Here is a 12,636-nt window from a genome sequence, read left to right as displayed (position 1 = left end):
GCATGATAGTTAGATATACCCAGGTAAACTCAACTGGGCTACATATGCTAAGATGCCAGTTAACAGAAACTGACCGTCAACAATCGTTTCAAATAATAGTTCTTCTCCAATAGTTTTCGTTTTATGTAAATAGCGATAGAAGAAAATATACCCAATCGTTCCTAGGAAAACTAGACTTACAAACGTAGTCCATTTGACCAGATATGATAGCATAAGCAGGAGACATAATAAAATCAGCAAACCGTTAATCATCGCATTTGTCTTCTTTCTTCCAAGGATAATCGGCAGTGTTTCTTTCCCGATAATTCGGTCGCCTTCTAGTTCTTTCAGGTCAAACATAATCGAACGGATAAACACGATACTGAACGCAAATAATGCCGCAATCATATCGTCCATTTCAATACGATATTTCGTTTGCGATAGAAACGGAATAATCACGGTTACCATAACCCACGCAATGGACATAAACACATCTTTCGACCCAGGAATCGCTTTAAAGCTACGGTAGCGGACGGTTTTTTGCAAACTTTTCGGAATCATCTGCAGACTATAAAATAGTCCGCCTAAACTTGCTACCAAAAGGATACTGATGGGAATCCAACCTAAACTTAGCGCAATCCCTAAAGAAACCAATGCGGAACCGCTGGCAAACCATAGTAGCGGTATCCGAAACCGCCGGCGGAATAGAACCCGTTCCGGCTGGTCGTATTCTTTAGCAGTTTTATCCGTAAAACTATTGAAAATATGCATTGAACAGATGTAAAAGAACGCAATAAGTAAATATCGCCATTCAGGAACGAATCCTTGCAGGATACCGCAGGCATAGGTCAATGCTGCTGCACCTAATCCCAGATATAAATGGGTATCTATCAGAAAACGAAACAATGAACTTGTTGCGCGATAAACGACTCCACCGGATTCGCGTTTAATCCGTTTAACCGTTCGAACCACATTCAGAATCACCCAATGCGGAGTTGAAGCGCCAGCTGTTATCCCGATAGTATGATATTTCTGGATTTCAGTCGGATTAAGTTCATCACTGGTTTCAACCAGATACGTTGGGGTACCGGTAGATTGAGCGATTTCTACGAGTCGTTTTGTATTCGCACTATGCCGACCACCAACGACAATCATTGCATCTACCTGTTTAGCCAGTTCTAACGTTTCCGTTTGCCGTTCATCTGTAGAACTACAGACCGTATTATGGATAACCGCATTCGGTATTTTTTCTTTAATTTTTTCAACGAGTCGATGGAACCGGTCACTACTTTGCGTCGTTTGCGCTACGACACAAACCTTATCAAGCATAGGCAAGTTTGCGATATCCGATTCGGTTGAAACTACATACCCGTTTCCTTGAGCATATCCAAGCAGTCCGACAACTTCCGGATGACCGACATCGCCGATAATAATACAGGCATATCCCTGTTTTGCATATTTATCTATGATAAGTTGCGCACTCCGAACAAACGGACACGTTGCATCTACCACTTCGACATTCGGCTGTTCTAACCGTTGTCTAACTTCCGGCGTTACCCCATGGGCGCGAATAAACACTTTCCCTGCAGGAAGATTATCTAAATTTTCGATAATATTCACTTTACGGTTTCTGAGCATTTCTACCGCTTGATGGTTATGTACCAACGGTCCAACGGTATAAATGTCAGTGTTATCTTTATTCACGGCATCGAGTACTAAATTCATTGCTCGCCGGACTCCCATACAAAACCCAGCGGTTTTCGCTAAAATTATCGGCATATTATTCCTCGTTTCTCGTTTATAATAACTATTTTATCTTACAAAGGCACGGATAACAAGCTAAACTATAATGCTGGTGATTTATCTCTAAAAAAAATTATTAGGATTATTTAGTTCAATTCAGCGAATTCATAAAAAATGGGTATTTATAACTAATTTTAAACGAAAATAAACTAAAATTAGCTACTTTTTGACAGATTTTATAGAATTTCGCTTGACAAACAGTTTCGTTACTCGATATATTGTATGCACAATTAATTTAGGTAAAAATCATTCGATTTTATAGTATTTTTGCTTATTTTTTTATAAATTTTCGTATTTTTTAGTTCAACGAGAATAAACCTCTGTTCGAAACAGATTGAGTCTCGGAATGAGTTGATGAAATTGACTTCAGACTGAGCGCGCGGAGTTGTTCCCGACGATTGATACATAGATTCGTTTCATTATAAAGTAAGTTAGGTATGGTTTTGCATACCCTAACCTTATCCATATTGTAAGGAGATGCCAGTTTATGGACTACAAAGAGATTAAACGGGTTATTGCGCTGATGAAAAAAGAGGAACTGCTTGAGTTCGAATATGAAAAGGAAGGAACGAAACTCCGGATTGTTCGTGGTCATCCCGCACAAGTCCAAATGCCATTAATACCACATTTTCCTGGAACGCAACCTGTGCCGAAACAACTTGCACTTGACTCCGGAACAAAACCAGCTGAAGAGAAAGCGGCAGAAGTTAAACCAGATAATCTGGTAACCATAACTTCACCTATGGTAGGAACATTTTATCGGGCACCAGCACCAGACGCAGCGCCGTTCGTCGAGATTGGCGATATCGTCGAAGAGAATAAAACGCTCTGTATCCTAGAAGCGATGAAGTTAATGAATGAGTTGAAATCTGAATTCCGGTGTAAAATCATCGACGTTTTAGTTAAGAATGCGCAACCAGTTGAATTCGGTCAACCGTTATTTAAAGTTGAAAAGCTATAATCAAGATTCATACGGCTCTTAGGTAGATTCAAATGGAGTGAGTCTCCTTTGTCGGCATCGGAGATTGTATCCATTTGAATCGTTTTCTTTATGTTTCAGAAAATTCTTATTGCCAATCGTGGTGAAATCGCATTACGGATAATCCGAGCATGTCGGGAGTTAGGTATTCGGACGGTTGCGGTATATTCCGAAGCTGACCGGGATAGTTTGCACGTTCGGTTTGCGGATGAAAGTGTCTGTATTGGGAAGGCGCCGAGTACCCAGAGTTATTTAAATATTCCTGCGTTAATCAGTACCGCTGAAATAACCGATGCGGAAGCGATTCATCCGGGGTATGGATTTTTAGCGGAAAATGCGCATTTTGCTGAAATTTGTGAGTCATGTAATATTAAGTTTATTGGGCCGCCGCCGGAAGCGATTCGCGCTATGGGAGATAAAGCGCAAGCGCGAAGAACGGTGCAGAATGTCGGGGTTCCAGTTGTTCCGGGGAGCGATGGTCCTGTGAAAACGTTGGAAGAAGCGAAATTAGTTGCGCGAAAAGTTGGATATCCAGTGATTGTGAAAGCAGCTGGTGGCGGTGGTGGTCGGGGAATGCGAATCGCTCACACGGATATCAGTCTCGCTTCAGCATTAGGAACTGCGCAAGCGGAAGCGGAAGCGGCGTTTGGTAACCCAGCCGTTTATATAGAGAAATATATTGAAGAGCCACGCCATATCGAATTCCAAATTTTAGCTGACCATTATGGCAATGTTATCCATCTTGGAGAACGCGATTGTACGGTACAACGACGACATCAGAAGTTAATTGAAGAATCGCCTTCAGTTGTGCTGGATAGTTCATTACGGAAACGGATGGGCGATGCGGCTGTTCTGGCAGCGAAATCCGTTAACTATGCTAATGCTGGAACAATTGAATTTCTCGTTGATAAACATAAGCGGTTCTATTTTATGGAAATGAATACCCGAATTCAGGTAGAACATCCGGTAACCGAAATGGTAACCGGTATCGATATTATCAAAGAAATGCTTCGGATAGCAGCGGGTGAAAAGCTCGGATATAACCAGCGCGAGTTATCGTTACGAGGGCATGCGATTGAATGTCGAATTAATGCGGAAGATCCGGCACGTAACTTTATGCCCTGTCCGGGGAAAATAACCGCATATCATGCTCCGGGGGGACCGGGGGTTCGTGTTGATAGTCATGCGTATCAGGAGTATATAGTTCCGCCACATTATGATTCATTAATCGCTAAACTGATTGTGCACGGCCCGAATCGCGATGTCGCGATTAACCGAATGCTCCGAGCGCTGGATGAATATATTATTGAAGGGATTAAAACAACCATACCATTTCATCGGCAGGTCTTAACGCATCAAGATTTTCGTCGGGGCAGGATTTCAACGCATTTCGTTGAAAAACTATTAAATGAACTCGATTAATAAGCGTTTTTCCGTGCAAATAAGGTTAGAAACAGGATTTTTATATCAAACAAAATACTCCAGTTTTCGATGTAATACAGGTCATATTTTGTCCGCTCTTCAATAGACGAATCACCCCGCCATCCGTTAACTTGCGCCCAGCCGGTCATCCCTGATTTAACTTTATGCCGCAGCATATATCGTGGGATCCGATTTTTAAACTGGTCAACGAAATAAGGCCGTTCCGGACGGGGACCGACTAGACTCATTTCCCCTTTCAATACATTAAATAATTGCGGTAGTTCATCTAGATTATGTTTTCGTAGGAAACTTCCGATTTTCGTGCATCGTGGGTCGTTTCGTTTCGCCCAGACAGGACCAGTTTCCGCTTCAGCGTTCTCGACCATAGTTCGGAATTTATAAATTAAAAACCGTTTGCCATCAGCGCCAATTCGTTCTTGGGTATAAATGACTTTACCTGGTGAATCCCGTTTGATTAAATACGCAATAATCAGCATGAGCCACCCGAGTACTATGAGCCCAAGCAAGGAACCAACAATGTCGAACCCGCGTTTAACCAATACATTCCACCCGGTTAACGGGGTTTCTTTCACCGTGAATAATGGGAATCCATCAAGTTCATCTACCACGACGCGATTGGTGATAATTTCGAGTAGGTCCGGAACAAAACGGAATCGGATATTCTGCTGTTCACATTTTAGCATTAAATCGAGTATCTGGTCGTGGGATAGTTTTGAACTTGCAATGAGCACTTCATTAACCTGATGCTGTGAAGTGAGTTGTTCAAGGGTATCTACTGAACCGAGAATAGGTTCATCCATCGGTATTGTATTACTATTTCCTGAATTAGATTCTTCTACGAAACCAAGAAATTGATATACCGGCGATTGTTTTAATTTTTCAGCTAAGAATCGGGCGGTACTGCCGGTTCCAACAATCAGAATGCGGGTGATTCGCCCAGATTGCTGCTGTAAATATAAGAAATATTTTTTTAATAAGAATCGGGAAATATGTAAGCCAATTAAGTTAAATAACAGACCTAAAAATACCATCCACCGAGATAATTCTAACGTGCGAAATAGGAAGGTCACCGCCATCAATAGAATGCTGCCGGTAAGCACGCTTTGCACCAGCCGACTACTAGTTCGGAAAAAATTCATTTGAACGGTTAATTGGTATAATCCATAGTGATTGAAAATAAATATCCAGATAACTAAGGTAAAGAATAATGCCCGTAAATATATCGGGATATTCGGTGGTCCTTTAGTAACGGGAATAAGCCCGCTATAGAATCGGAGCCAGAAGGCTAAATAAAACGATACGATGATTACGATAATATCAGAAATAACGAGCAGGAGTTGAAGTTGTGGTTCTTGTTCTTTCCGTGGCATAGGGATAAAACCAAATTCGAAATTTGTACCCCGAACGATATCGGGATGAATAGCGAAATCAGACACGACCGCTACGTTAATTGTTCATCTTAGACATGATCGTTTCGATATATCTCTCGATTTGGTCGATAAACCGCTGCTTATCGAATTTCAATGCATGTTGACGGATTTGTTCAGAAGAAAAAGTGGTCTGTTCGAACCGAGTGATCGCATGGTTAATCGCTTCCGGCGTTGGTTCATCAAAAAAGATTCCGGTAACTGTATCAATCACCGATTCTACCACGCCACCTTTCCGATACGCTATCACTGGCCGACCGCAACTCATCGCTTCTAACGGAGTAATCCCAAAATCTTCAACACCGGGAAAAATTAACGCTCGGCATCCGGAATAGAGGGTACGTAACGTTTGGTCATCAACCCAGCCGAGAAACTCGATTTGCGCCGAGGTCGCGATGCGGTGTAATCTTTTCAATTCCGGACCATTTCCCGCGAGTTTTAACCGTTTACCATTCCGATTAAACGCTTGAATTGCTAATTCGATTCGTTTATAGGGAACAAACGCAGATACCACTAAATAATAATCTTCTTCCGGGTTAGATTGGGTTGGCTGATAAAACGACGTATCGACCGGTGGATAGATTACGGTAGCCTCACGTCGATAGTATTTTTTGATTTTATTCGCTACATGCTGGGAATCAGCAATGAAATAATCAACTCGGTCGCTGCTTAATCGATCCCAGAGCCGCAAATAATGAATCACCGGTGGAATGAAGAGATTCCATAACCAGCTATGCTGTTCGCCGGAGAAATAATCATGGTATAAATCCCAGATATATCGCATCGGCGTGAAACAATAGCAGATATGGGTCGATTGCGGTCCTGGAATTATCCCTTTTGCCACACAATGGCTGGTGCTGATAATTAAATCATACTCACGCAAATCGAACTGTTCGATTAGGGTTGGAAATAGCGGAAGATATTGTCGATATTTGGCACGACCGAACGGGAGACGAGGTAATACGCCTGAACTGATAACCCGCATATTTCGAATAGTTTCGCTTACTTTTTCCGGTTCATAGAGTAGCGTATAAATAGTCGCTGTCGGATAAAGTTCGCAGAATATTTCTAGGACTTTTTCTCCACCACGCATTCCGTTTAGCCAGTCATGGATTAATGCAATTTTCATATAAAGATTATCTAGATGTCTAAATCCGATTATACCGACTAAAAACTTATGTTCCCATGTACTCCTTCTCGAGTTCATCGAGTCAGGGAGTTATCCGGTTACTGCCTGCTGATAGAGTTCAATCGTTTTTTGTGCGGTTGTTTCCCAGGAGAATTGTTTTGCCCGGGCAAGTCCTTTTGCTTGCAATTCTTCTCGTAATGGTTTATTGATTATAACATTATAAATAGATTCAGGCCATAAGTCTAGTTTTGTAGGGTCGAGCAAGATACCAGCATCACCGACGACTTCAGGAATCGCTGCGACATTCGATGCGATTACCGGCGTTCCGCACGCCATAGCTTCCAGCGGCGGAAACCCAAACCCTTCATAAGTTGATGGGAAAACTAATACCGCCGCAGAACGATATATTTGTGGTAATTGGGCATGTTCCAGATGCCCAGTGAAAATCACGTCATCTTGAATCTTATATTGGCGAAGCTGGGCGGAAATATGATTTTTCCCCCATCCTTCCCCGCCAATAATCACCAATTTATGCGGCAAGTTCGTCTCTTGTTTAAATCGCGCAAATGCGGTTAACATCAACTCGAGATTTTTCCGCGGTTCCATCGTGCCTACGAAGAGGATATATTCCGCTGGTAACATTATTTCCTGCGCTGCGTTCCGAGAACTCGGATTATGAAAGCATTTCGGTAAACCGTTATAGATGGTAACGGTTTTATCCGCAGCGAAAGGAAACAGTTCGGTTAAATCTCGTTTCGTTTGTTCGGAAACAGCGATAATGTTCGTAGCATGGTTGATTGAGCTCGGAAATAACAACCGATGCCGAACTCGGCGCCACCATGGATGAAATTTCGGAAACAGAAACACTGATAAATCATGAACGGTTACCACTGATGGAATCCGAATAGAAAACGGAAGCGTATAATTCGGTGAATGAAATACGTCAATATTGTTTTTTTGCAGAAGGTTTGGCAGTACCAATTGTTCCCAGAGGGTAGCGCATGTTCTTGGATACTGCGAGCAAGATATCGCTACCCGATATTGCGAGAATTCCGAAACATCAATCGGCTGTGCGGAAAATAAATGATAGGTATTGTTGGTATCGATGGATAACAGGGCATGAATGAGATGGTAAGTATAGAGACCGACGCCGGTTTTCGGTGCTGATAAACACGAAATATCAATTCCAATATTCATACCAGAGTAAATCCGAATACCAACCGATGAAGTCTGAAACCAAACCGAACCGCAGAACTCTGCAGGTTTGGCAGTATAGATATTGTTTTTTTCGATATTCGATATTCGAATTTATTATAAATAATAGGGGATATTCTCCTGTTCGTCAAGTTATTTGACAAAAGAGCGCAATGTTTGCTATAAATTTAGTATAATTGAATATCAGAAAAACCTTCAGGGTTAGGTGAAATTCCTTACCGGTGGTATAGCCCACCTATCTCTTACATACTTTAGGTTAGGGATTGAGCTGGTGAAATTCCAGCGCCGACAGTTATAGTCTGGATGAAAGAGGGTACATTATTTATCCCGATGTAAGTCAATGTGACCTCGGGATGTTGGCTTTATTTCACTGCCCCTTTCAGGACAGACAAAACCCTGAATGGGGCTGTTCTATTTATGGAGCATCTACGAACGAGATAATATCTCGTTCGTAGATACTCCCAAGCCGATTTGGTTTTATACGGTACTATGGCTCGTGATTCAGAGTATATGCGCCTAGCGCTCGAGTTAGCGAAAAAAGGATATGGAACAACTAGCCCGAACCCGATGGTAGGCGCTGTATTAGTTAAAAATGGGAAAATCGTTGGGCAGGGATATCATCACTATGCCGGCGGTGCCCATGCGGAAATCATCGCTCTTGAACAAGCAGGCGCTCAAGCGAAAGGGGCAACTCTCTATGTTACCTTAGAACCGTGTTGTCATTATGGGAAAACGCCGCCATGTACTGATCGGATAATTCAATCGGGAATAACAAAGGTTATCGTTGCGGTTCGAGACCCGAATCCGCTGGTTAACGGGAAAGGTATCAAGCAGTTACGGAACGCTGGAGTTACAGTTGCAGTTGGGATCCATGAGTCGGAAGCGAAAAAACTGAATGAACCATTTTTTAAATATATCCGAACCGGGCTACCGTATGGTATCTTAAAACTCGGAATGAGTTTCGATGGGAAAATCGCTACTCGCACCGGAGAATCGCGTTGGATAACCAGTGCAGTTTCAAGACACGATGTCCATTATCTTCGAGCTGGGGTAGATGCGATTATCGTTGGCGCAAATACCGTGATTCATGATGACCCAGAACTCACCGTTCGTATTCCCCAGTATCATGGCCGACAACCGAAACGGATTGTGGTTGATAGTATCGCCCGAGTTCCAATAACCGCTCGGGTATTTCGTGTAAACCCAGCTGAAACCATTCTGGCAACAACGCGACGCGCGTCCTCGAATCGAATTAACCTATTTACCACCGCTGGGGTTGCCGTCTGGGTTCTGCCACGCAACCGAGATGGGGTTAATCTCCGTGCCTTATTTACTCGGTTGGGAAAAGAACAAGTTCAATCTGTGCTTATAGAAGGAGGCGCAACGCTCGCGTGGAGTTGTTTATCTGCGGGATTGATTGATAAGGTGATATTATATCTAGCGCCTAAACTAATCGGAGGACAAGAAGCATTAAGTGCGATTGGAGGAAAAGGTATTACGAAATTACGTGATGCGTTCCGATTGTATGAGGTTTCGGTAACGAAATTAGGTGAAGATATTAAAATTGAAGCGTATATGAACCGAAAAACGGAAGAACGGAAGAACGAAGGAATGGAAGAACGAAGGAACAGAAGAACAACATGATTTCCCAATGAGTTTATCGAGCTTAAGTTCTATTGTTTTTCCGTGGATTGAGCGCATGTTTACTGGAATTATTGAAGAAGTTGGTAAAATCAGGCGAATGTTGCGATTGAATCAGTCGCTCCATATCCAGATTGAAGCGGCGAAAGTTTTATCCGGTCTCAAGATTGGGGATAGTATTGCGGTGAACGGGGTCTGTTTAACGGTGGTAACCTTCACCGGCTCTGGTTTCGAAGCGGATATTATTCCGGAAACCGTTCAACGGACAACGTTTTCTCACGTTAAAGTAGGCGACCCCGTGAATTTAGAACGCGCAATGCAAATGCACGACCGATTCCATGGTCATTTTGTCCAGGGGCATGTTGATGGAGTCGGCAAGATTAGCAGAATAATTCGGCAATCGGATACATTCGAACTGCAAATTACCGTTCCTTCCGAGCTGGTACACTATATCGTTCCTAAAGGAAGCATTGCAGTTGACGGCGTGAGTTTGACGGTAGTCGATGTGACCAGAGATAGTTTTCGGGTAGCGTTAATTCCGTTTACGCGAGAACAGACTACGTTAGGAAATAAGACGGTTGGGAGTTTCGTTAATATTGAAACGGATATCTTAGCTAAATATATCATCAAACAAATTACCCAAATCTATCGATAAGTTTACCATTAAAATGACTATGAAATTTAATACCATTGAAGAAGCAATTCAAGAGATTAAAAAGGGGAAAATGGTGGTGGTTGTTGACGATGAAGACCGGGAGAATGAAGGCGATTTGGTTATGGCAGCTGAAAAGGTTACGCCAGCAGCGATAAACTTTATGGCAATGCACGGTCGCGGATTAATCTGTTTACCCATCCATGCGAAACGGTTAGAAGAATTGCAGATAACCCCGATGGTCTTGAAAAATACGAGCCATCTTGAGACTGCCTTTACCGTTTCAATCGATGCGAAATATGGGATTACCACCGGTATTTCCGCACAAGACCGTGCGCATACCATTCGGGTAGTGCTCGACCCGAAAACCAAACCGGAAGATTTAGTCAAACCGGGACATATTTTCCCATTGAAAGCGCAGGAAGGAGGAGTTCTAGCTCGAGCGGGACATACTGAAGCGGCGGTAGATTTAGCGAAATTAGCGGGCTTATATCCGGCAGGGGTAATCTGTGAAATTTTAAACGAAGATGGAACAATGGCTCGAGTGCCGCAATTATTAGCTTTCGCAAAACGACATAATTTGGTTATAATCACTATCAAAGATTTAATTGCATATCGGCGGAAAACCGAGAAATTAGTCAGTCGCGCGGTAACCGTTCGGTTCCCGACAAAATTCGGTGAATTTAAACTTATCGGATACGAAACTACCATTGATAACCAATATCATCTGGCGTTGGTTAAAGGAGAAGTTGCCGGAAAACAGAATGTTTTAGTTCGGGTACATTCAGAATGTTTAACCGGTGATGTATTCCATTCGTTACGTTGCGATTGTGGCGAGCAACTTGCGACCGCATTGGAAATGATCGAACGCGAGAAACTCGGTGTGCTGCTCTATATGCGGCAGGAAGGGCGTGGAATTGGGTTGCAGAATAAATTGCGGGCGTATGTCTTGCAGGAAGAAGGGCTCGATACCGTTGAGGCGAACGAACGGCTCGGATTTAAACCGGATTTACGAGATTATGGAATCGGAGCGCAAATTCTCGTTGATTTAGGGTTGACCACGATTCGGTTGATAACCAATAATCCACGGAAAATCATCGGATTAGAAGGGTATGGATTAAAAGTTGTTGAACGGGTTCCATTAGAAGTTGGGAGAACGCCAATCAATCAGAAATATTTAAAAAGTAAAAAGGAAAAATTAGGCCATTTGATAACGTAAGAATAAAGAAACAATGGGACGGAAGACCAGAAAGTTCTAGCGTCCATCCGTTCTATCATAAAGAGGAGGTTGATTATGCCAAAGGTATATCAAGGGAAACTTGATGCGAGCGGGAAAAAATTTGCGATAGTCATCAGTCGGTTCAACGAGTTTATCTCGGGAAAATTGCTAGATGGCGCACTCGATTGTTTAACCCGACACGGGGCAGATGATAAAAATATTGTGGTAGTTTGGGTACCGGGTTCATTTGAGATTCCGGGGATAGCGATGCAAATTGCAAAAGCGAAAAAATACGATGCGGTGATATGTCTCGGTGCGGTGATTCGCGGCGCGACGCCCCATTTCGATTATATCGCTGCGGAAGTTAGTAAAGGGATAGCGCAGGTAAATTTGACGACCGGAGTTCCGACCATATTCGGTGTACTAACTACCGATACCATCGAACAGGCGATTGAACGTGCGGGAACGAAAATCGGCAATAAAGGATGGGATGCGGCATTATCCGCAATCGAGATGGTACAACTCCAATCGGCATTAGGCGAATAGAAATTAAATTAAGTTTAGGAAGAATATATTCTCTCTACGACGGCTTTTTTACCCTACGGTTGATAAACTTCAGTGTTCGACCGAACGTTAGCGTAGGGTTTATATCCTGTAAGGTTAGGTGGTTTTCTCTTTAGGGTAAAGCCTGATATCCCTCGACGCAAGTCAGGTAGAATGATCGATTATGCAAACGCGACGGAAAGCTCGAGAACAAGCGATACAGTTTCTGTATCAATTAGATATTACCGATACACCATTGAATAATGGATTATCGGTATATTGTGAGCAGAATCCTGACTCAAACGACAAGAATCGTTTTATGATAGAATTACTTACCGCAGTTGTTCAGCATCACCCCGAAATCGATGCTATGATTCGCGATACCGTCAAACATTGGAATTTCGACCGGATAGCGGTTGTTGACCGCAACATATTGCGGGTAGCGATTGCAGAGTTGTTGTATTTTGATACTATCCCGGTGAATGTTACCATCAATGAAGCTGTTGAACTCGCGAAAAAGTTTAGTACAAAAGATTCCGGCAAGTTTGTCAATGGGATTTTAGATACGATTGTTAAATCGAGAAAGATACATAAACCGATTTAATT

The 12,636-nt window shown here is 42.7% G+C and carries 11 protein-coding genes and 1 riboswitch; of the genes, 7 read left to right on the top strand and 4 right to left on the bottom strand.

The window, feature by feature from the left end:
• Positions 1-9: 9 nt before the first annotated feature.
• A complete protein-coding gene (ispH, locus tag N3A72_07855) occupies positions 10-1,758 on the bottom strand; it encodes a 4-hydroxy-3-methylbut-2-enyl diphosphate reductase (protein MCX7919510.1) in 1,749 nt (582 codons plus the stop codon).
• Between the two features lie 511 nt (positions 1,759-2,269).
• On the opposite strand from ispH, the gene accB reads away from it, so the two are divergent.
• The gene (accB, locus tag N3A72_07850) at positions 2,270-2,743 is read left to right on the top strand and encodes an acetyl-CoA carboxylase biotin carboxyl carrier protein (GenBank protein MCX7919509.1); all 474 of its coding nucleotides are present in this window, start codon (positions 2,270-2,272) and stop codon (positions 2,741-2,743) included.
• 90 nt (positions 2,744-2,833) lie between these two features.
• The gene (gene accC, locus N3A72_07845; GenBank protein MCX7919508.1) at positions 2,834-4,183 is read left to right on the top strand and encodes an acetyl-CoA carboxylase biotin carboxylase subunit; all 1,350 of its coding nucleotides are present in this window, start codon (positions 2,834-2,836) and stop codon (positions 4,181-4,183) included.
• Here the strand turns inward: accC and N3A72_07840 are convergent.
• The 3 genes from N3A72_07840 to N3A72_07830 all read right to left on the bottom strand — a co-directional run bounded on the left by N3A72_07840 (position 4,180) and on the right by N3A72_07830 (position 7,957).
• Positions 4,180-5,574, bottom strand: a complete 1,395-nt coding sequence (locus N3A72_07840) for an undecaprenyl-phosphate glucose phosphotransferase (GenBank protein ID MCX7919507.1) — start codon at positions 5,572-5,574, stop codon at positions 4,180-4,182. The genes accC and N3A72_07840 overlap by 4 nt on opposite strands.
• Before the next feature lie 76 nt (positions 5,575-5,650).
• The gene (locus tag N3A72_07835) at positions 5,651-6,760 is read right to left on the bottom strand and encodes a glycosyltransferase (GenBank protein MCX7919506.1); all 1,110 of its coding nucleotides are present in this window, start codon (positions 6,758-6,760) and stop codon (positions 5,651-5,653) included.
• A gap of 90 nt (positions 6,761-6,850) precedes the next feature.
• On the bottom strand, positions 6,851-7,957 hold the full coding sequence (locus N3A72_07830) for a glycosyltransferase family 4 protein (GenBank protein ID MCX7919505.1): 1,107 nt from the start codon (positions 7,955-7,957) through the stop codon (positions 6,851-6,853).
• Positions 7,958-8,162: 205 nt separating this feature from the next.
• A riboswitch (FMN riboswitch) is annotated at positions 8,163-8,294 on the top strand.
• A gap of 170 nt (positions 8,295-8,464) precedes the next feature.
• On the opposite strand from N3A72_07830, the gene ribD reads away from it, so the two are divergent.
• The 5 genes from ribD to nusB all read left to right on the top strand — a co-directional run bounded on the left by ribD (position 8,465) and on the right by nusB (position 12,634).
• Positions 8,465-9,619 (top strand): bifunctional diaminohydroxyphosphoribosylaminopyrimidine deaminase/5-amino-6-(5-phosphoribosylamino)uracil reductase RibD, encoded by a 1,155-nt coding sequence (gene ribD / locus N3A72_07825; GenBank protein MCX7919504.1) that lies wholly within the window; start codon positions 8,465-8,467, stop codon positions 9,617-9,619.
• A gap of 7 nt (positions 9,620-9,626) precedes the next feature.
• Positions 9,627-10,271 carry a riboflavin synthase gene (locus N3A72_07820; GenBank protein ID MCX7919503.1) on the top strand — a complete coding sequence of 215 codons (645 nt, stop codon included), beginning with the start codon at positions 9,627-9,629 and terminating at the stop codon, positions 10,269-10,271.
• 19 nt (positions 10,272-10,290) lie between these two features.
• The gene (locus N3A72_07815; protein ID MCX7919502.1) at positions 10,291-11,487 is read left to right on the top strand and encodes a bifunctional 3,4-dihydroxy-2-butanone-4-phosphate synthase/GTP cyclohydrolase II; all 1,197 of its coding nucleotides are present in this window, start codon (positions 10,291-10,293) and stop codon (positions 11,485-11,487) included.
• Positions 11,488-11,562: 75 nt separating this feature from the next.
• Positions 11,563-12,033: a 6,7-dimethyl-8-ribityllumazine synthase gene (ribE, locus tag N3A72_07810; protein ID MCX7919501.1), complete on the top strand. Its 471-nt coding sequence runs from the start codon at positions 11,563-11,565 to the stop codon at positions 12,031-12,033.
• Between the two features lie 181 nt (positions 12,034-12,214).
• On the top strand, positions 12,215-12,634 hold the full coding sequence (gene nusB / locus N3A72_07805) for a transcription antitermination factor NusB (GenBank protein ID MCX7919500.1): 420 nt from the start codon (positions 12,215-12,217) through the stop codon (positions 12,632-12,634).
• Positions 12,635-12,636: the final 2 nt, after the last annotated feature.

Source organism: bacterium, assembly GCA_026416715.1.
Classification (GTDB): domain Bacteria; phylum UBP4; class UBA4092; order JAOAEQ01; family JAOAEQ01; genus JAOAEQ01.
The sequence above is the reverse complement of the archived record's forward strand: the minus strand, read 5'-3'. Positions and strand labels throughout refer to the sequence as shown.